Origin of the sequence: Leifsonia sp. ALI-44-B, from assembly GCF_001984125.1 — a bacterium.
Lineage (GTDB): Bacteria > Actinomycetota > Actinomycetes > Actinomycetales > Microbacteriaceae > Okibacterium.
Genome location: NZ_MTQL01000007.1, coordinates 286,527 through 305,451, shown reverse-complemented (window position 1 = coordinate 305,451; position 18,925 = coordinate 286,527). Strand labels below are relative to the sequence as shown.

Here is an 18,925-nt window from a genome sequence, read left to right as displayed (position 1 = left end):
CGTCGTCGCGTTTCGGCTCCACTCGGAGCCGCCCGAACCGACACGCTGAGAACCCCGTGTGTCGCGCATCCGTTCGCTTTGCTGTATGCGCCGACCTGAGCGAGGATAGAGACATGACCCACCAGGCCGAGGCCTTGACGACCCCCACTGATACCCCCTCCGAGCACAGCCCCCAAGACGGTTTCACCCTCTGGGCCGTGTTCCGTCGAAACACCGACGCCCACGCATCCGCAACCGCCCACGCGGGCTCCGACGAGTTCGGCATCACGTCGAGCGAAGACGCCCAGGTCGCTCAACTCGACAAGTTCATCGCCCAGCAGGCCGAGAAGAACGTCGTCGTGCGCGGCTTCTACGACGTGTCCGGGCTGCGCGCCGACGCCGACCTCATGGTCTGGCTGCACGGCAACAGCGCCGAAGAGTTGCAGGCCGCCCTGCGCGAGCTGCGACGCACCTCGCTCATCGCCCCGCTCCTGCCCACCTGGAACGCCATGGGGGTGCACCGCGACGCCGAGTTCAACCGCAACCACGTGCCCGGCTTCCTGCGCGGCAAGGAAGCACGCGGATGGCTGTGCCTCTACCCGTTCGTGCGCAGCTACGAGTGGTACCTGTTGCCCGAAGAAGAGCGACGCGCCATGCTCGCGGAACACGGCCGAAAGGGCGCCGCGTTCCGCGATGTGCTGGCCAACACGGTCGCCTCGTTCGCCCTCGGCGACTACGAGTGGCTGCTGCCGCTCGAAGCCGACAACCTGGTCGACCTGGTCGACCTCATGCGCGATCTGCGCCAGACCGAGGCGCGCCGTCACGTTCGCGAAGAGGTCCCGTTCTTCACGGGACGCCGAATCGAGTCCCGAGAAGTACCGGAGGTACTGCGATGACCGACACCATCAGCACGAGCGCGGCCGACGCCACAGAGCCGCTCGTCCGCGACGCCACGCCCGCCGCGGCGACCGGCAAACCGCACATCGAAGAGCCCGTCGCCTACGACGCCATCCTGCTGGCATCGTTCGGTGGGCCCGAGGGGCAAGATGACGTCATCCCGTTCCTGCGCAATGTGACGCGCGGCCGCGGCATCCCCGAGGAGCGTCTCGAAGAGGTGGCCCACCACTACCGTCACTTCGGAGGCGTGAGCCCCATCAACGACCAGAACCGCGAGCTCAAGGCCGCCCTCGAGGCCGAACTCGAGCGCCGCGGCATCGACCTGCCTGTTCTCTGGGGCAACCGCAACTGGGACCCGTACCTGCGCGACGCCGTGCTCGAGGCCAAGGAGCGCGGTTTCACCAAGCTCATCGCCATCGCCACGAGCGCCTACTCCTCGTTCTCGAGCTGCCGCCAGTACCGCGAGGACTTCTGGATCGCGCTCGAAGAGACCAATCTGCACGGCGAGATCCAGATCGACAAGGTGCGTCAGTTCTTCGACCACCCCGGTTTCGTCACGCCGTTCGTCGACGGTGTGCGCGATGCTTACCGTCAGCTCGCCACCGACCGCCCTGACATCGACCTGGCCACCGAGGTCGAGGTGCTCTTCACGACGCACTCGATCCCCTCGGCCGACGCCCGCAAGTCGGGTCCTGCCGAGCGCGGTTTCGGCGAGGGTGGCGCCTACCAGGCGCAGCACCTCGCGGTCGCCGAGGTCGTCATGGAATCCGCCAAGCGCGAGGCCGGCATCGACGTCGACGTGCCCTGGAAGCTCGTCTTCCAGTCGCGCTCCGGCCCGCCCAGCGTGCCGTGGCTCGAGCCCGACATCAACGACGCCATGGGCGAGCTGCCCGCCGCCGGTCGCAAGGCCGTCGTCATCGTGCCGCTCGGCTTCGTGAGCGACCACATGGAGGTCATGTGGGACCTCGACAACGAGGCCATGGAGACGGCCGACGAGCTGTCGCTGCTCGCCATCCGTGTTCCCACCCCCGGTGTGCACCGCGACTACGTGTCCGGCCTCATCGACCTCGTCCTGGAGCGCCGCGACGGCGTGCCCGCCGACAGCCGTCCCTCGGTGACGGCCCTCGGCCCGTGGTACGACGTGTGCCGCCCCGGATGCTGTGAGAACGCGCGCCTCGGCTTCAAACCGGCGGCCGCCGGGTTGGTGCCGTGACCCTTCGCATCGGAACCCGCGGTAGCGCACTTGCGCTGGCGCAAACCGGAGACGTCGCACGCGATATCACGGCGGCCGTCGGCACCCCTGTCGACCTGGTCACCGTGATCTCGCACGGCGACGTCTCGCGGGCTTCACTCTCGTCACTCGGCGGAACGGGCGTCTTCGCTTCGGCACTGCGCGAGGCGCTCGTCGCCGATGAATGCGATCTGCTCGTGCACTCGCTGAAAGACCTGCCGACGCAGCCCTATGACGGACTCGTCGTTGCCGGCATCCCGCAGCGGGCGGATGCGCGCGACGCCCTGTGCGCGCGCGACAACCTGTCGCTCGGCGAACTGCCCCGCGGGGCCAAGGTCGGCACGGGTTCGCCCCGTCGCGTCGCCCAGCTGTTGGCCGCACGCCCCGATCTGCAGATCGTCGACATCCGCGGCAACATCGACTCGCGTCTGGCCCGCGTCAACCCCGACGACCTCGACGCCATCGTGCTCGCGGCCGCGGGCCTCGATCGCATCGGCCGCAGCGACGCCATCACCGATCTGTTCGACCTCGACCGGTGGCCGACGGCCCCGGGCCAAGGAGCGCTCGCACTCGAGGTGCGGTCGAGCGATATCGGCGGCGGTTTCGAAGCCGCGTCCCGCGACGACGCCGCGGGAATCGGCGAGCAGATCGCCGCAGCGGTCGGCGCCCTCAACGATCGCGACGCCGCCCTGACGGCCACGGCCGAGCGCGGCGTTCTCGCCACGCTCGAGGCCGGTTGCGCCGCCCCCGTGGGAGCCACGGCCGTGGTGCAAGACGGAACCCTCTTCTTATCGGCTACCGTGTACAGCACCGACGGACTCCGTTCGGTGACGGAACGCGCCGACGCGGAGATCGACGAGCAACTCTCACCAGAGATGCTCGGTGCCCGCGTGGCCGAACGTCTTCTCGAGGCGGGCGCCGCCTCATTTGCACCCGTAGGAGCTTTCTCGTGACCACCGGCGACCCGAAGCCGCTCAAGGGCTGGCGCATCCTCGTTCCGCGCGGCGGACCGTGGGGCGACGGCGTCGCCGCCGACCTGCGTGTGCGCGGAGCGACCCCCGTCGTGGCACCGCTCATCAACTTTGCTCCGACGCAAGATCCCGAGGCTCTCACGGCCGCGTTGGGTGCGCTCGAACGCGGCGAGTTCCACTGGCTGACGGTCACGAGCGCCACCACGGTGGACGTGCTCTATTCGCAGAACGTGCGGGTGCCGGCATCCACCAAGATCGCGGCCGTCGGCGAGACGACGGCGGCGGCGCTGCAAGCCGTCGGCTACCAGGTCGACCTAGTGCCCGAAAAGGACAACTCGGCGCGCGGCATGGTCGACGAGCTCACAGCACTCGAAACAGAACCGCGACGTTTTCTCACGTTGCGATCCGAGATCGCCAAACCGCTCCTCACGCAGGGGCTTATCGAGGCCGGGCACAACGTGCAGTCGGTCGTGGCCTACCGCACGGTGGGCGAGCCCGCCCTGCCCAAGGTCGTGGAGGACGTCACGTCGGGGCGCATCAACGCCATCCTGGTGACCTCGGGCAGCGTTGCCGATCAGGTCGTCGAGCAGTTCGGCACTCTTCCCGAGACGACGCTCGTGGCTGCCATCGGTCCGCGCACGGCGAAGGATGCCGAGGCGGCCGGGCTGACCGTGCACGTCGTGTCGCGCGAGCAGACCGTGACGGCCTTGCTCGACGCCGTCGTGCGTGCGGTCACCGACGGGCATCCCGTAGCCACCGACGGTCACGGCAACTGATCCCGAGCGCGTTCAGCGCTGAGCGGAAAGACGCCGCCCGAGCATCCGCTCTCAGCCTTCGCGCGTAGGCTTGAGGGGTGAGTTTTCCGAGCATTCGTCCCCGTCGTCTTCGCAGCACACCGGCTATGCGCCGGCTCACCACCGAGCTGCGCCTGCACCCGAACGAGTTGGTGTTGCCGCTCTTCATCCGCGAGGGTCTCGACGAGGCCGTGCCGCTCGGTTCGATGCCGGGTGTGATGCAGCATTCGATGGATTCGCTGCGACGTGCCACGGCGGATGCGGTCGCCGCCGGTGTCGGCGGCGTCATGCTGTTCGGCGTGCCCGAGGTGCGCGACGCGGTGGGCTCGCAGGCGAGTGACCCCGACGGCATCCTCAATCGCGCCACGCGCGTGCTGGTCGACGAGTTCGGCTCGGACATCGTGGTGCAGACCGACCTGTGCCTCGACGAGTTCACCGACCACGGCCACTGCGGTGTGCTCGACGAGAAGGGTGCGGTCGACAACGATGCGACGCTCGAACGCTACGTCGAGATGGCGCTGGCCCAGGCGCGCGCGGGTTCGGCCATCCTGGGCCTCAGCGGCATGATGGACGGCCAGGTCGCCGTCGTGCGCCAGGCGCTCGACGCCGAGGGCTTCACCGACACCGCCATCCTCGCCTACTCGGCGAAGTACGCATCGGCCTTCTACGGGCCGTTCCGCGAGGCCGTCGATTCTCAGCTGCAGGGCGACCGCCGCACCTACCAGCTCGACCCCGCCAACCGCCGCGAGGGCATGCGCGAGGCCATCCTCGACGAGGCCGAGGGCGCCGACATCGTCATGGTGAAGCCGGCTATGAGCTACCTCGACGTGCTGGCCGATGTGGCCGCCGAGAGCACCATCCCCGTGTGGGCCTACCAGGTGTCGGGCGAGTACGCCATGATCGAGGCCGCCGCGGCCAATGGATGGATCGACCGCCGCCGCGCCATCGAAGAGTCCGTTCTGGGCATCAAGCGTGCCGGCGCGGACGTCGTTCTCACCTACTGGGCCACCGAACTCGCCGGATGGCTGCGATGAGCAGCGACTCTGCGCATGCCAGCCGTGCCGCCGCCGACCGCGCCGACGATAACGGTGCCGGCGATAACCGGGCCGCAGACGGCGTGACCGGCAGCATCCCCGAATCATCCTCGACAGGAGCCCCCGTGCAGCACAACGCCGAATTGTTCGAACGCGCCAAACACTCCATCCCGGGCGGCGTGAACTCGCCCGTGCGCGCGTATGGATCGGTCGGCGGAACGCCCCGTTTCCTCGTCGAAGCCCACGGTGCCTACGTCACGGATGCCGACGGCCACGAGTACGTCGACCTGGTCGCGTCGTGGGGCCCCGCCATCCTGGGCCACGCGCACCCCGACGTCGTTCGCGCGGTGCAAGACGCTGCCGCCCGCGGGCTTTCGTTCGGCGCCACGACCCCGTCCGAAACCGAGCTCGCCGAGCTGATCCGCGAGCGCATGACCGCCGAATCGGCGGACGGTGTGCTGGCGCCGGTCGAGAAGGTGCGGCTCGTGTCGACGGGCACCGAGGCCACCATGACGGCCATCCGCCTGGCCCGTGGCTTCACGGGTCGCGACCTGCTCATCAAGTTCTCGGGGCATTACCACGGGCACTCCGACGGCCTTCTGGCCGAGGCCGGCTCTGGTCTGGCGACGCTGGCCATGCCCGGTTCGGCGGGCGTCCCGGCGCCGATCGCCGCGCAGACCCTCGTGCTGCCCTACAACGATCTCGATGCCGTGCGCACGGCCTTCGCGACCCACGGCGACCGCATCGCCGCCGTCATCGTCGAGTCGGCGGCCTGCAATATGGGTGTCGTTCCGCCCGAGCCCGGTTATAACGCCGCTCTCACCGAGATCGTGCACGAGGCGGGTGCGCTGCTCATCGTCGACGAGGTCCTCACCGGCTTCCGCGTCGGCTCGGCCGGTTACTGGGGTGCGTCTCTCGCCGACGGCCCGGCCTATGCTCCCGACCTGTTCACGTTCGGCAAGGTCGTCGGCGGGGGCATGCCCCTAGCGGCACTGGGTGGACGAGCCGAAGTCATGGATCATCTCGCACCGCTCGGACCGGTCTATCAGGCGGGCACGCTGTCGGGTAACCCGGTGGCCGTCGCCGCGGGTCTCGCCACGTTGCGTCTCGCCGATCTCGACGTCTATGCCACGCTCGACGCGGTCTCGGCGCGCTTGCAGTCCGCCGTCTCCCAGGCGCTCGCCGCCGAAGGCGTCGCGCACACGATCCAGCGCGCGGGCAACCTGTTCAGCGTGCTGTTCTCCGACACGCCGGCCACGAACTACGCCGAGGTGCAGGCCCAGGATGCGTTCCGCTATCCGCCGTTCTTCCACGCCATGCTCGAGGCGGGGGTGTCTCTGCCGCCCAGCGTCTTCGAGGCGTGGTTCGTCACGGCGGCTCACGACGATGTCGCTCTCGAGCGCATCATCGACGCCCTGCCCGCAGCGGCTAAGGCGGCGGCCGCCGCGCAGCCCGCCTAGTCGACGGGCGTCCTGACCTGCGTGGTTCCGATGCGCGTCGCACCCGGGGAGGTTCTGTCGGATGCGACGCGCCCGCGCCGCGAAAGGCGCATCGTCCTCGCGCGTCGGCGTGTCTGCCTTGCGCCTCTCCGTCAACGCGGCCGTTATGTCTTTGTGAACTGTCACCATCCCATTCGCGGCATATAACCGGCAGACTGGAAGCATGTCGACCCTTCACCTTCACCCGGACCGTCTCGAGATCACTCTGTCGGCTGCCGAGAAGGCCTTGTCGCTGAGGCGCGAGAACCTCGCGGTGAAGCGTTCGCAGATCCGGTCGGCCATCATCACGGATGATCCGTGGATCTGGGTTCGCGGCATCCGCGCGCCCGGTGCCGCCATCCCTTTGACCTTGGCCGTCGGTCAGTGGAAGTTCCACGGCGGCAAGGATTTCTTGGTGCTGAAGGGTGGGCGCCCGGCGGTCGTCCTCGAACTCGACGACCACGAGTTCGCGCGCATCGTCGTCACGACGAAGCATGCGAGCGAGCTGGTGGCGGCGTTGCGGGTGGATGCCGCGGTGCCCGACGAGATCGCCCCGCCCGCGCAGAAGGCCGCCGCGAAGAAGGCTGCCGCGGCGAGAAAGCCGTCTGCCGTGAAGGCGGCCGCGAAGTCGGCCTCTCGCGCTTCCGCAAAGCCGTCGTCGTCTCGTGCCGCTGCGCCGAAGTCGACCGCGGCGAAGCCGGCTGCATCGAAATCTCCCGGTACGAAGACCGCGGGGTCGAAGCCGTCCACGTCAAAGTCGTCGACGCCAAAGCCGTCAACGACGAAGCCGGCGACCACGAAGTCGCCGACGGTGAAGGCCGCCACGAAGGGGTCGTCGTCGGCTGCGGCTGAGCGCACAGGGAACTCGAACCCGGTGCCCGAGAAGCCTGTCATTCCCCAGGCGAGCACGGTCGCTTCCCCGTCGAAAACTCAGCCTCGGGCGTCGTCGCGCAAGCCGGCTGCCGGTGCGAGCGCGAGTGCGACCACGTCGGACGACAAGCCGAGCTCAAAGGAAGGGGCTCCCAAGCCGAGCGCGAAGGAGCCGGGCGCGCCGACGAGCGCGAACGTCGCCGGTGTGAAGTCCAACTCGAAGGATGCGGGCGTGAACTCTGGCTCGAAGCGTTCGGGCGTCGATGCCGCTGCGACCGAGAAGTCGACGGCGCCCACCCCGAAGGACGTTCTGGCTTCCCGGGACTCCTCTGCCGCCGAGGTGAGCGACGCGCCGTCGCGGACATCGGCATCTGAGGCTGTCGCGGCCGCGCCAGGCGCGGATGCGGGCGCCTCTGAGCGTGATGCCGGTGACGACCAGCGCAACTAGCCCCTGGTGCCCGTGAGGGTGTTGCCCGAAGCGACCAGAGTTAGGCGGTGACGTCGACGATGGTTCGGCCGCGGACGCGCCCGGCGAGGACGTCGTCGGCGGTCTTTCTGGCTTCGGCGAGCGGGATGGTGTGACTGATGGCGTCGACGTGTCGGGGGTCGAGGTCGACGGCGAGCCTGTTCCAGGCTTCTTGGCGCAGCGGCTGGGGTGTTTCGACGGAGTTGATTCCGGCGAGGGTGACGCCGCGCAGGATGAACGGCATGACGGTGAGTGGCAGGTCGGAGCCTTGCGCGAGGCCGCAGGCGGTGGCGATTCCGCCGTATTTCAGGCCGGCGATGGCGTTGGCGAGTGTGTGACTTCCGACGGCGTCGACAACTCCGGCCCAGCGCTGGCTGACGAGCGGTTTTCCGGCGTCGCTGAGTTCTGCGCGATCGATGATGGTGGCGGCGCCGAGCTGGGTGAGGTACTCGGCGTGCTCGTCGGCTCTGCCGGTGCTGGCGGTGACGGTGTAGCCGAGGCGGGCGAGGAGGGCAATCGCGATGCTACCGACGCCTCCGGCGGCTCCGGTGACGAGGATTTCGCCGTCGGTCGCGGTGACGCCGTGTCGCTCGACCGCGAGGACGGACAGCATGGCGGTGTAGCCGGCGGTGCCGATGGCGGCGGCGCGGCGTTCGCCAAGGCTGCCGGGCACTCGGACGAGGTGGCGTGCGTCGACTCGTGCCCGTTCTGCCAGCCCGCCATGACGCTTCTCGCCAATGCCTGTGCCGTTGAGGAGTACCAGGTCTCCGGCCCGGTAGTCGGGGGAGGTGGTCGACGTGATTTCGCCGACTAGGTCGATGCCGGGGATGAGTGGGGAGTTTTTGATGATGCCGGGCTGGCCGGCGAGGGCCATCGCGTCTTTGTAATTGACGCCGGAGTAGTGGACGGCGATGGTGGTGTCCCCGTCGCCGAGGTCGCTCTCAGTCGCGGTACCGAGGTGGGATGGGCGCGAGGGATTGTCGTTTTCGGCCCACCAGGCGCGGAAGGGGGTCTCGTTGGGTTCCGTCGTTGAAGCCATGTCTTCACTCTACGCAGGGGGCACTCGCCGTGGCCCATGTTGATCGAACGGACGACCGGCAGATGTGTCGCCCTTCGGTGAAAAGCTCCTGCCCCGACGGCGCTTTTGGGGGACGCGCGGCCGGGGCAGGAGGTCTAGGACACGCGCTGAACGTGGCCGAGGGCGGCGCGGGCGCCGGCTCGGACGGTGATCAGCACGGGAATCTTCTTGCCGAGGATGGTTTGGGCTTCCTCGACGGCGGTGTTGGTCTCGGCGGCGATGCGGGCGGGTGAGGCACCTCGACGCGTCGTGATGCGCACGCGCACGCCGGTCCCCGTGCGGCCTGTCGGAACGCTGCGCACAGTGGATGAGATGATGCCGGGTTCGTCGGCGAGGCGAGCTTCGACGATCTGCTCGAAGGCCCGATTGTCGATGACGATCTCGCCCAAACCGTTGGCGCCTTCGGCGCGAGCGGCAGTCCGACGAACGCGCTGACGTTGCGCGATCATCCATGAAATCAACAGTGCGGCGACGATGACGCCGAGGAGCACGGCGGCTGCCGCGACCCAGTGCGTCTGCGTGCCCGGGATGGCGGTCGCCTGAACGGCACCGGCGAGGGTGTCGACGCTGTCACCGGCAACTGAGCGCCACGTCTTCTCGGCGGCCGGAGCGAAGCCGAGGTATGCGATGGCGGCCCCGATGGCGGCGAGGACGAGCCCGATGAGGAAGAGGAAGAAGCGGTTGAGTGCCGCATGTTTTCCGGTCATCAGCCCACCATTCCTTTCTTGTCGATGTCCACGCTGACCCTCAGCGGGGGCGTGAGCGCATATGATTCGGCAACGCGCTGCGCTTCCGTCTGGACGGTTTCTCGGTCGACGGGCACGCCCGTTGTGGGCCGGACGTGCGCCGTGGCGCGGCGCCGACCGACGCTGACGGACACCTGTTCTTCGCGCAGGTTCGCCGAGTCTCGGATGACCTTGGCCAGTGCCGCCGCCACGACGGTGTCGTCGATGACCGTGGGGTTGGCCGCATCGGGCGTGTGGTGCAGGCCGCGGATGCCGGGCAGGAGAGCGCGGACCATCAGCACGAGGCCCAGCACGACGAGCACGCCGCCGATTGCATAAAGCGCGGGCTGTCCGAGGGAACCGACCTGCGTTGCGCCGAGTGTGAGCGCACCGGGGGTGGCCAGGAGCGGAGCGTGACCGAGCATGTTGAGGACGACTTCGGTGATGAGATAGGCCAGCACGAGAAGGGCGATGATGCCCACGACCAGCGTCGTGCCCGATCGAGTCGATCGGAGCTCTTGCCGAACGGCTCGCCGCCCGATCTTGTCGGTGGTGCTCATAGGACCCTCCGGTTGTTGATGAACTCGCATCCGGTGACACGCACACGCACACGGCCGACGAGGGAACCGCTGAGCGCTGTCGTCTGCTCGGCGATGCGGCTCTGGGCGGTGGTCGCGGCCTCGATGACGGAGGGGCCGGAGGCGAGGGAGTTTTCGAGATCGATGGCGACGGGCCCTGCCACCTCGATGGCCAGCTTGCCGTCGAGGTCGGACAGATTCACCGAGACCGCAGACGCGCGGACACCCAGCGCTTCGCCGGCAACCGCGCGAACGAGGCCGGTCAGGGCCTTCGATGCGATGCGCGTGCTGCCGACCTGGCGCTCGGCGGGCACGGGATTCGTGCCCGCCCGAAGGGTATCGACGCCGGACGGGGCGGTGACCGTTGTCATGACGAGGACCGCTTGCCCCTCAGCGCGTCGGCGACCGCACCGAGATCGAGCTTGCCCTCGAGGATGCGACCGACGAGAGCGCCGATGGCCATGAGGACGACCGCGAGGAGGAAGCCCCAGAAGCCGAACCACAGGGCGACGACCGCCAGGATCGCGCCGACGAAAATACCTACTGTCGTGTTGCTCACTGAACTCGCGACTCCTCGGCCTCGGCGTTGTCGTCGTCAGAGGGGATGTGGACGTCGTTGATCGAGATGTTGACCTCGGACACCTCCATGCCGACGAGGTTGTGGATGGCGCGGTAGACGGCGTCGCGAACCTGGTCGGCGACATCCTGCAGCGCGACGGGGTATTCGACGACGAGCGTGAGGTCGACGGCGACCTGCTTCTCGCCAACCTCGACGTTGACACCCTGGGCGTGATCGGTTGCGCCGACGGCACCGCGGATAGCGCCGAATGCGCGGGCTGCCCCGCCGCCGAGTGCGTAGACGCCGGGGATATCGCGGGCGGCCAGGCCGACGATCTTGCCGATCACCTCGGGGGCGATGACGGTCTTACCCGAGTCGATCGCGCTGTCGAGGGAGTTGGCACCGGTGCCGGTGGTGCTGATGGTCGCGGGGGTAACTTTCTCAGCCATGTTCTGCCTTTCGTGGGGGCCCGAGTGGACCCGTTTCGTTGTCTACGGAGATAAGACGGGACGTGCGGCGGAATCGTCACGGATGACGTAGAAAAACTTTGACAGATCGCGGTTTGGCCGTTTTGGGTGTTGCTTTTTTCTCCACTCCTACGTTTGTCCACAGATTGGCGCAAGGCCCGAAATGGCTCAGGATGCGGGGATAGGCTGCGGGAACGCACATGAGATCGAACGACACGGAAGGGTGGATGATGTCCGCTCGCGACGACGCCAGAGTCCCCCTGGCCGACCTGGGTGACCGGGTTCTCGTCGACCGTGCGGCGGATGGCGACGGGCGAGCCTTCGAGGTGATCGTCCGCCGGCACGGGCCTCTCATGCGCGCTTACGCGATTCGGCTCATGAGCTCGACTGCCGAGGCAGATGACGTGGTCCAAGAGGCCTTCATCACGGCCTGGCAGCAGCTGTACACACTGACCGACGGGTCCGCGGTAAAGAGCTGGCTGATGCGTATCGTCAGTCGAAAAGGTGTCGACCGCTTGCGGTCACGGCGTCGATACGATGACATTGACACGGTAGAGGTTGCGGCGCCCGAAGCATCGGGCCCCGAGAGTTCCGCTCAGGTGAGTTCGCAGATGGATGCGCTCAGGAAGGCGCTCGCGAACCTGCCGGAGCAACAGCGTGAATGCTGGGTACTCAGGGAGGTCGGCGGTCTCAGCTATGACGACATCGCTGAGCAGCTGTCGGTTCCCGTGCCCACCGTGCGAGGCCGCATTGCTCGGGCCAGAGAGACGCTGACGCGAGAGTTGGAGGGATGGCGATGAGTAACACCGATCCCCGCTCCGACCGCGCATTCGACGACATCCGCCCACTCGCCGAAAACGGTTCGACCCCGAGAACTCGAGACGACGGCGTCCTGGATTGCGGTCGCTCTGTGGATGAGCTGGAGGATTACCTCGACGCGGGCGAGCCGCGCGACGCGCACATCGATCAGTGCCCCGAATGCCAGCAAGCCCTCGATTCCCTGAAACGCATGCGCCGGGTCACGGCGGAACTCGTCCAGAATGATGCCGATAACGCGCCCGACGAGGTCGTCGAGGGGTGGCTCAAGGGCCTCGTGGGGCAGTTGGCACTCGAGGTGCGTGCGGGCCGGCAGATTCCGCTGCACCACGACGACGAGCGCGCTCGGTTGAGCATCACCGAGGGCGCGGTGCGGGCCCTGATCCGCGATGCCGGCGACCGGGTTCCCGGCATCGTCGTGGGCCGGAGCTCCTTCGAGGGAGACGTCACCGAGCCCGGTGCGCCGGTGTCCGTTCTCGTCACGGCGAGTGCGAGACACGGTGTGAACCTCGTGCAGATCGCTGCAGATCTCAGGAGCGCGATCCTCGCCGATCTCGCCCGGCATACCGAGCTCAACGTCACGGCGGTAGATGTGCGTGTGGACGACCTATACGGCTCAGGCCGACCGGGAGAGGACCTGTGATGGCGCAGGAAACTGACGTGCTGGCCCGAGTGATTGCGCAGGCAGTGGAGGGCGTTCCCGGGGTCGTCGAGGTGTATCCCTCCGTGGCGGCTCGGATCAGCCGTGGCATTCTCGGCACGGTCGAAAACGTCGCAGCCGGACTACGAGGCAAAAGTGGCTCGTCGTCGGTCGAGCCCCCGCGAGTTTCCGTGAGTGGCGAGGGTGCCGACCAGACAATCGACGTACACATCGGCACCGACGCCGCGATCGCGACACCCGGCGTCGCCCGTGCGGTCTATGACGTGGTCGCCGCTCTCGCCCACGCCGAGGCCACGATCGAGATACAGGTGAGCCGGGTCGAATGGCCGATTCCCGGTCACACGGATATCCCGAAGCGCGCAGCGTCGGTCGACGTCGCCGAATCGGTGGCGAGTTCGACCACCATCAGCGCCGACCGGTCGGGGGCCGCGCATGTGCCGGCGGCCATCGACTCCGGCGCGCAGACCGAGGCGTGACACTCGTCGCTCTTCCCACCGAACGCGACCCACACCAACGAGGAGTTCGAATGTATCGAGTACCCGACCAGACCGGCCGAACGATCGTTGTCACGGGCGCGAGCGGCGGCATCGGAAAAGAAGCCGCCACTCGATTGGCCGGTGCCGGCGCAAACGTCATCTTGGCTGTCCGCAACCCTGAAAAGGGCGAGCAAGCGCTCGCCGACATCCGTTCCGAGCACCACGACGCCCAGGTCGAGATGCGACTCATCGATACGGCCGACCTGGCATCTGTGCGTCGTTTCGCCGCCGGGATCGACGACGACTACGACCACATCGACGCGCTGGTCAACAACGCGGGTGTCATGGCGCCACCGAAGTGGATGGTCACGGTCGACGGTTTCGAGATGCAGATGGGCACGAACTTCCTCGGGCCCTTCGCGCTCACCAACCTGCTGCTGCCCGCGTTGCTGCGCTCGGAGGCTCCCCGGGTGTCCACCATGTCGAGCGTCGCGGCCTGGATGGGTGTCATGCGCTTCGACGATCTTGATTCGGTGGGCCACTACATCCCCATGGTCGCCTACGGGCAGACCAAGTTGGCCGACTACTACCTCGCCAGCCACCTGGCCGAGACGTCGCGCCGACTGGGCTGGCGGTTGATCAGCAACGCCGCGCACCCCGGACTGTCCAACACCAACATCACGCGCACCGGGCGCTACCTCGGCAAGTCCATGCCCAACAAGAGCTACATGGGTTCTGTGCCGTTCCTGCCGATTCAGGAAGTCGACCGCGGTGCCGAGCCGATGCTGTTCGCCGTCGCCGATCCGGCGGCCGAAAACGGCGGCTACTACGGTCCGAACGGAAAACTCGAGCTCACGGGCATCGTCTCGCCGGCGCGCGTGACCAAGCGCATGGCCGACAGTGACGCGGCCGCCCGCCTGTGGGCCATCGCCGAAAAGCTGACGGGCACCGCGCTGCCGCAACCCACGCCGGCAAGCTGACGGGCACGGGCACGGGCGCGGCGGGCACTGGCACGCGCCGCACTGCTGCGAACCGCCCCCACGAGAGGGCGGCCGCCGGTCAGTACCCCAGAGTCTTGATTGTGTGGGAGAGGGCGTCGGCCGAGCGCTGCAACAGCTCCTGCTCGCCATCATCCATGGGCACATCGAGCACGCGCTCGACGCCGCGCGAACCCACGATCGACGGCACGCTCAGCGCCACCCCATCGATCCCGCGATAGCCCGACAGCACCGAACTGACCGGCAAGACGGCCCGCTCGTCGCGCAACACCGACTCGACGATGCGCGCACCCGACAGTCCGATGGCATAGTTCGTGGCGCCCTTGCCCGCGATCACGCGGTACGCCGCCGTGACGACATCGTCGCGCAGGGCGTCGAGAACGTCACGCGTGAAGACCTGGGTGCCCGAGGCATCCGTCCACTCGCGCAGCGGCGTCAAACCGATGGATGCCTGCGACCACAGCGGGAACTCGCTATCGCCATGCTCGCCCACAATCGACGCGTGGACGCTCTGTGCCGCGACGCCCGCGCGTTCCGCCAACAGCCACCGCAGACGACCCGAATCGAGCACGGTGCCCGACGAGAAGACCTTGCCGGCGGGCAGACCCGAGATCTGCTGGGCGATCACCGTCAGCACATCGCACGGGTTCGTCACCAGAATGTAGACGGCCTTCGGTGCGCGCTCGACCAGCTGCGGCATGATCTTTTCGAGAATGCGCGCGTTCGTGCCCGCCAGATCGATGCGCGTCTGGCCGGGCTCCTGCTTGGCACCCGCCGTGATGACCACCACGTTGGCACCCGCGATGACATCCATATCGCCGCCGCCCGTGATGCGAGACGCACCCGTGAAAGGCGTGCCGTGCGCCAGATCGAGAACCTCGGCCTCGGCCTTCGCGGTGTTCACATCGTAGAGCGCCACCTCGCGCGCACTATTGCGGATCAGCGACGCGTAGGCGAGCGAGCTGCCCACGCTTCCCGCACCGATGATGGCCAGTTTCGTGTTCTCGACGACGCTCATACCTCCATCCTGCCGTGCCGCGGGCCGATGCGGGCGGCCCCGAGCCCGCCCGCAGCTGAGAGTTTGTGCAAGCTTCAGCCCTGACGGCCCTTCCAGCGCGGGTTGAGCTTGTTGATCACGAACACCCGGCCGCGACGGCGCACCACCTGCGAACCCGGCTGATTCTTCAGCGATTTGATCGACGCACGAACCTTCATGATCACTCCTTTATTGATAACAGTTATCAATAAAGGTAGCGTAGACCCATGCACGATGACAGAGACGCACACGACCCATCCGGCGCGGCATCGAGCCACGGCAGGGGCGCGCGGGCCGGTCGCACCGACGTAGTCCTCGTTTTCGGCCGGTGCACCAACCACCGGCACGAGCAGGCTGCCGCCCTCGCGCAAAGCCGCGATGTCAGCGTTCGCGTGGCTCCGCGCACGAGCGGCGGCCCGCTGGAGACGAGACTCGCGGATGCCTTAGACGCGGCAGCGAAAGATGGCGCACCACCGGTGCGCGTGATCCTCGACCTGCCCGACGACACCCGCCCCGAGGAGGCCATCGGCGCTCTGGCCGGCCCCGACGCATCGGAGGACATCGTGATCGTGGGCATCGTCACCGTCGTCGACGCCGGCCGGTTCCGCGCCGACCTCGGCGATGACGGTTATCTCGTCGAACCCGCTGGCGACGACCATGACGCACGCTACGACGCGCCTCACGGCGCACACGGTGTGGATGCTGAGACGTACACCGCCCGGGCGCTCCTCACGGTGACGCAGATCGAGTTCGCGAGCACTGTCATCCTCGTGGACTGGGCGCATATCGACCACGCCGAGCTGTCGATCCTGATGGCCGTCATCGGTCACCTCGCGCCCGACGCTCGGATGCGCCTCGCTCGTGGTGCGAAAAACGGGCGCGGCAGCAGCGCCGCAGATACCGCGGGCACCCGCCCGCGCGCCAAGCGAACGACCGGCGCCGAGACCGCCGACCACCCGCCGGGCGGGGGCTTCGGGCGACCGTCGACGGGCGCACGCGCGATCGACGCGACGACGCAGCAGCCCGGCTGGGTGCACGCCATGAACGGGGAGCACCGCCCGCACGTGACCGACCGCGCCGTGAGCACCTTTCGGTATCAGCAACTGCGGCCCTTCCATCCGAACCGGATCGTGCGCCTGCTGGACGGTGAGATCGAGGCGGGCGCGTTCGGCGCGGTGGTGCGCTCGGCCGGTTTCTGCTCGTTTGCGACGCGCCCCGGCATCCCGGCGCGTTGGGACCATATCGGGCGCATGATCTCGTTTCACCCGATGGCGGTTTCGGCGGGCAGCGAATTGCTCGCGGTGGGACAGGACCTCGTGTTCCAGGGGATCTACCTCGATGAGCCCGGCCTGGGTCGGGCGTTGGATGCGTGCGCGCTGACCGACGCCGAATTTTTGGCGGGGCCGGCGTTGTGGCGGCGACTGCCCGATCCGCTTCCCCGCTGGGAGGATGGCGCCGAGCGTCGGTTGTAGTGGGTCGGGGCGCGGTCAGTGCTGCGGGCGCTCGCGGATGGTCGTCACGACGTCGGCGAGTTGCGGCTCGGGCGGGGCCGATCCGAAACCGAAGGAGACGGGCGGGTCGAGGCGCGCGAGGGATCCGAGATCGGCGGCGTTCCAGCATCCCGAGACCGCCGTGATGGCTCGCAGGGCTGTGACGCCGTAGAACTCGGTGCGGCCGTTGCCCGCGCTGCCCGCCGTGTGCACGCCGGGCACGAGAACCGCCGCGAGGGGGTCGATGAGGCGCAGCCAAGCCGGGCGCGTGGCCAGAAAACCGGGCACGGCGCGCAGCAGGCGGCCGAGCGGCGTGAGGGGCCCGATGGTGATCGTGACTTCTAGTTCGTCGGCCGCGACCACGTGCAGGCCACCCGCCACCCGAGTCGTGTGCACGGGCACAATGCGGGTTTCGTCGAACGTGTAGGTGCTCGAGACGAAGTCCGCGACGGCCTGTGACGGGGCGAAGAGGATGCGGTGGCCGCCGGCCTCTTCGAGGAAGATGTCCGTGAACGAGCCGAGCGGCGACCGCTGCCACATGCCCACGACGAGCCGCACACCCGACGTGGTGCCGAAACCTGCGATGCGCCCCTCGAAACGGTATTCGTCGCTCGCCATCATGGCTCCTCCGTCGCCAGGGGAGCCGTCGCCGAACCGGGCTCCACCGTGGGCCGTGCCGGTTTCGCCGTCGTCGCTGTCGCCGGTCGCGCCACCGCCAGCACCCGATGCGTGCCGCCCGACCGCAGCGCCGAACGTTCGAGCACCACCACGATGCCCGCCACGGCCAGCGCCGCCACCACGAGCGCCAGCGGCACGAGCGCACTCGCGAAGATCACCGCGATCAGCACCACGATGGTCGCATTGGCCGCACGCGACAGGGTGGGGCGGATGCTGAGCGCCCAGATTCCGGCCACGAACAGGCCCACGGGCACGGTTGTGGTGAGGGCGGCCGCGATCGCACCGAGCTCGGACGTGTCGGTGATTACATCCACGGCCACCTCGATGCCCGAGGACAGGGCGCCCGCGGCCGCGAAAATGATGCCGTGCAGATAGCCGAAGGCGAGCGTGCGCCGGAACGAGGCGATGTGCACGGTCTGGTCGGGCGAGAAGTAGATCCACCACATGCCCGCCACGATGACGAGCGCCGCGGCCGCGAGCACCACGAGCGGCGCGATGTGGTCGGCCTCGTTGATGGCCTGGATGATCGCGTTCGCCGACGCCAGCAGGCTCTCGCCGAGCAGGATGAGCGTGAACAGCCCGTAGCGCTCGGTGATGTGATGCGGATGCGACGGGGTGCGCACGCGCAACTGCGCCCACACGGGCACAGCCATCTCGAGCGCCGCCAGCACGAAGAACAGCGGAGCGGCGAAGCCCGACGGAGCCAGGAAGAGCCAGAGCACCCAGAGCGCCTGCACGAGCGTGATGGCCGTGGCATACCGGAACGCCGTGCCGCGCAGCGCGTGATCGCCGGCCGCCGCGCGCAACCACTGTCCGACCATTGCGAGGCGCATGACGATGTAACCCGCCACCACCACGCCGTAGTCTCCCTCGACCATGACGCGCTCGACACCCGCCGCCAGCACGAGCACGCCCGCCATCTGCAACACCGTCATGACGCGGTAGAGCCAGTCGTCGGTGTCGAACGAGGAGGCGAACCAGGTGAAATTCATCCAGGCCCACCAGATGGCGAAGAACACCATGACGTAGGACAGCACGCCCGACGCGACGTGGCCCTCCGACTCGATGTGGTGCAAGGTGGTGGACGCGATCGAGACGGCGACGACGAACACCAGGTCGAAGAAGAGCTCGAGCGGGCTGGCGACGCGGTGCGCCTCGTGCGGGTCCCGCGGGCGCATGGGGATGAGGCCGAACCGGCCGGGGCGTGTGGCCGTCATGGGGCGTCCGTTCGGGGAGCGTCGGGGTGGGTGCCCGGGCGGGCGGATGGCCGAGCGCGCCGAACCTGCCACAGCGAGGTCAGCCAGAGCGCGGCATCCACGCCGAAGATGAGGGCCGCAAGCGCGATCGCGCCCGCGCCGATGGTGGACCAGAGCAACACGACACCCGCGACGACGAGCAGGATGTTGAGCGTGCGGGCGATGACCTCGGGCAGGCGCGGGTGGGGGATGTCCGAACCCGGCGCCCGCGCGTCCACGATGCCCTGCCGAACGAGCGGCCCGGTGCCGAGGCGGCGCGCGATGGTGCGGCGCACCGAATAGCCGCCGAGCGCTGAACCGACGAAGAGGCAGAGGAGACCGAGGCCGAACACACCTGACGGTCGCACGGAACGGGGCGTCGGCGCAACACGGGCCGCTTTTCCGCTG

23 protein-coding genes are annotated in these 18,925 nt (G+C 68.3%); 12 read left to right on the top strand and 11 right to left on the bottom strand.

Annotated elements, in window-relative coordinates; genetic code table 11:
* Nucleotides 1-113 precede the first annotated feature (113 nt).
* The 7 genes from hemQ to ALI44B_RS16145 all read left to right on the top strand — a co-directional run bounded on the left by hemQ (nucleotide 114) and on the right by ALI44B_RS16145 (nucleotide 7,702).
* Complete coding sequence (hemQ, locus tag ALI44B_RS08470; RefSeq protein WP_077054294.1) at nucleotides 114-875, top strand: hydrogen peroxide-dependent heme synthase; 762 nt, start codon at nucleotides 114-116, stop codon at nucleotides 873-875.
* Nucleotides 872-2,089, top strand: coding sequence for a ferrochelatase (locus ALI44B_RS08465; RefSeq protein ID WP_077054293.1), 1,218 nt, complete (start codon nucleotides 872-874; stop codon nucleotides 2,087-2,089). The genes hemQ and ALI44B_RS08465 overlap by 4 nt, the downstream gene beginning before the upstream one ends.
* Entirely contained in the window at nucleotides 2,086-3,060 is a 975-nt protein-coding gene (gene hemC / locus ALI44B_RS08460; RefSeq protein ID WP_077054292.1) for a hydroxymethylbilane synthase, read from the top strand. Before ALI44B_RS08465 ends, hemC begins: the two co-directional genes overlap by 4 nt.
* Complete coding sequence (locus ALI44B_RS08455) at nucleotides 3,057-3,854, top strand: uroporphyrinogen-III synthase (protein WP_077054291.1); 798 nt, start codon at nucleotides 3,057-3,059, stop codon at nucleotides 3,852-3,854. Before hemC ends, ALI44B_RS08455 begins: the two co-directional genes overlap by 4 nt.
* A 77-nt stretch (nucleotides 3,855-3,931) precedes the next feature.
* Nucleotides 3,932-4,906 (top strand): porphobilinogen synthase, encoded by a 975-nt coding sequence (hemB, locus tag ALI44B_RS08450; RefSeq protein WP_077054290.1) that lies wholly within the window; start codon nucleotides 3,932-3,934, stop codon nucleotides 4,904-4,906.
* Between the two features lie 125 nt (nucleotides 4,907-5,031).
* On the top strand, nucleotides 5,032-6,366 hold the full coding sequence (hemL, locus tag ALI44B_RS08445; protein ID WP_077055466.1) for a glutamate-1-semialdehyde 2,1-aminomutase: 1,335 nt from the start codon (nucleotides 5,032-5,034) through the stop codon (nucleotides 6,364-6,366).
* A gap of 202 nt (nucleotides 6,367-6,568) precedes the next feature.
* On the top strand, nucleotides 6,569-7,702 hold the full coding sequence (locus tag ALI44B_RS16145; RefSeq protein ID WP_077054289.1) for a hypothetical protein: 1,134 nt from the start codon (nucleotides 6,569-6,571) through the stop codon (nucleotides 7,700-7,702).
* A 40-nt stretch (nucleotides 7,703-7,742) separates the two neighbouring features.
* Here the strand turns inward: ALI44B_RS16145 and ALI44B_RS08435 are convergent, their stop codons facing one another.
* The 6 genes from ALI44B_RS08435 to ALI44B_RS08410 all read right to left on the bottom strand — a co-directional run bounded on the left by ALI44B_RS08435 (nucleotide 7,743) and on the right by ALI44B_RS08410 (nucleotide 11,109).
* On the bottom strand, nucleotides 7,743-8,759 hold the full coding sequence (locus tag ALI44B_RS08435) for an MDR family oxidoreductase (RefSeq protein WP_077054288.1): 1,017 nt from the start codon (nucleotides 8,757-8,759) through the stop codon (nucleotides 7,743-7,745).
* A gap of 134 nt (nucleotides 8,760-8,893) precedes the next feature.
* A complete protein-coding gene (locus ALI44B_RS08430) occupies nucleotides 8,894-9,505 on the bottom strand; it encodes an Asp23/Gls24 family envelope stress response protein (RefSeq protein ID WP_077054287.1) in 612 nt (203 codons plus the stop codon).
* Nucleotides 9,505-10,083, bottom strand: a complete 579-nt coding sequence (locus ALI44B_RS08425; RefSeq protein ID WP_077054286.1) for a hypothetical protein — start codon at nucleotides 10,081-10,083, stop codon at nucleotides 9,505-9,507. The genes ALI44B_RS08430 and ALI44B_RS08425 overlap by 1 nt, the downstream gene beginning before the upstream one ends.
* Complete coding sequence (locus tag ALI44B_RS08420) at nucleotides 10,080-10,472, bottom strand: hypothetical protein (protein ID WP_077054285.1); 393 nt, start codon at nucleotides 10,470-10,472, stop codon at nucleotides 10,080-10,082. Before ALI44B_RS08420 ends, ALI44B_RS08425 begins: the two co-directional genes overlap by 4 nt.
* Nucleotides 10,469-10,660 carry a DUF2273 domain-containing protein gene (locus ALI44B_RS08415; protein WP_077054284.1) on the bottom strand — a complete coding sequence of 64 codons (192 nt, stop codon included), beginning with the start codon at nucleotides 10,658-10,660 and terminating at the stop codon, nucleotides 10,469-10,471. Before ALI44B_RS08415 ends, ALI44B_RS08420 begins: the two co-directional genes overlap by 4 nt.
* Nucleotides 10,657-11,109 (bottom strand): Asp23/Gls24 family envelope stress response protein, encoded by a 453-nt coding sequence (locus ALI44B_RS08410; RefSeq protein ID WP_077054283.1) that lies wholly within the window; start codon nucleotides 11,107-11,109, stop codon nucleotides 10,657-10,659. The genes ALI44B_RS08415 and ALI44B_RS08410 overlap by 4 nt, the downstream gene beginning before the upstream one ends.
* Nucleotides 11,110-11,327: 218 nt before the next feature.
* Here ALI44B_RS08410 and ALI44B_RS08405 point away from each other — a divergent pair, with 218 nt between their 5' ends.
* From ALI44B_RS08405 to ALI44B_RS08390, 4 genes are read left to right on the top strand one after another with little or no spacing between them, the layout of a single operon-like run.
* On the top strand, nucleotides 11,328-11,927 hold the full coding sequence (locus ALI44B_RS08405) for an RNA polymerase sigma factor (RefSeq protein ID WP_238592167.1): 600 nt from the start codon (nucleotides 11,328-11,330) through the stop codon (nucleotides 11,925-11,927).
* Nucleotides 11,924-12,586, top strand: coding sequence for an Asp23/Gls24 family envelope stress response protein (locus ALI44B_RS08400; RefSeq protein WP_143459132.1), 663 nt, complete (start codon nucleotides 11,924-11,926; stop codon nucleotides 12,584-12,586). Before ALI44B_RS08405 ends, ALI44B_RS08400 begins: the two co-directional genes overlap by 4 nt.
* The gene (locus tag ALI44B_RS08395) at nucleotides 12,586-13,080 is read left to right on the top strand and encodes a hypothetical protein (protein ID WP_143459129.1); all 495 of its coding nucleotides are present in this window, start codon (nucleotides 12,586-12,588) and stop codon (nucleotides 13,078-13,080) included. Before ALI44B_RS08400 ends, ALI44B_RS08395 begins: the two co-directional genes overlap by 1 nt.
* Nucleotides 13,081-13,130: 50 nt before the next feature.
* Complete coding sequence (locus tag ALI44B_RS08390) at nucleotides 13,131-14,060, top strand: SDR family oxidoreductase (protein WP_077054281.1); 930 nt, start codon at nucleotides 13,131-13,133, stop codon at nucleotides 14,058-14,060.
* A gap of 79 nt (nucleotides 14,061-14,139) precedes the next feature.
* Here the strand turns inward: ALI44B_RS08390 and ALI44B_RS08385 are convergent, their stop codons facing one another.
* The gene (locus tag ALI44B_RS08385) at nucleotides 14,140-15,096 is read right to left on the bottom strand and encodes an L-lactate dehydrogenase (RefSeq protein WP_077054280.1); all 957 of its coding nucleotides are present in this window, start codon (nucleotides 15,094-15,096) and stop codon (nucleotides 14,140-14,142) included.
* A 74-nt stretch (nucleotides 15,097-15,170) separates the two neighbouring features.
* A complete protein-coding gene (gene ykgO, locus ALI44B_RS08380) occupies nucleotides 15,171-15,293 on the bottom strand; it encodes a type B 50S ribosomal protein L36 (protein ID WP_077055463.1) in 123 nt (40 codons plus the stop codon).
* 48 nt (nucleotides 15,294-15,341) lie between these two features.
* Here ykgO and ALI44B_RS08375 point away from each other — a divergent pair, with 48 nt between their 5' ends.
* Nucleotides 15,342-16,586, top strand: a complete 1,245-nt coding sequence (locus ALI44B_RS08375) for a GTP-binding protein (protein WP_143459127.1) — start codon at nucleotides 15,342-15,344, stop codon at nucleotides 16,584-16,586.
* A gap of 15 nt (nucleotides 16,587-16,601) precedes the next feature.
* Here the strand turns inward: ALI44B_RS08375 and ALI44B_RS08370 are convergent, their stop codons facing one another.
* The 3 genes from ALI44B_RS08370 to ALI44B_RS08360 are packed head-to-tail and all read right to left on the bottom strand — an operon-like array spanning nucleotide 16,602 to nucleotide 18,885.
* Nucleotides 16,602-17,225, bottom strand: coding sequence for a hypothetical protein (locus tag ALI44B_RS08370; protein ID WP_353615673.1), 624 nt, complete (start codon nucleotides 17,223-17,225; stop codon nucleotides 16,602-16,604).
* Complete coding sequence (locus ALI44B_RS08365; protein ID WP_077054277.1) at nucleotides 17,222-18,499, bottom strand: low temperature requirement protein A; 1,278 nt, start codon at nucleotides 18,497-18,499, stop codon at nucleotides 17,222-17,224. Before ALI44B_RS08365 ends, ALI44B_RS08370 begins: the two co-directional genes overlap by 4 nt.
* Nucleotides 18,496-18,885 carry a hypothetical protein gene (locus tag ALI44B_RS08360; protein ID WP_143459125.1) on the bottom strand — a complete coding sequence of 130 codons (390 nt, stop codon included), beginning with the start codon at nucleotides 18,883-18,885 and terminating at the stop codon, nucleotides 18,496-18,498. Before ALI44B_RS08360 ends, ALI44B_RS08365 begins: the two co-directional genes overlap by 4 nt.
* Nucleotides 18,886-18,925 lie beyond the last annotated feature (40 nt).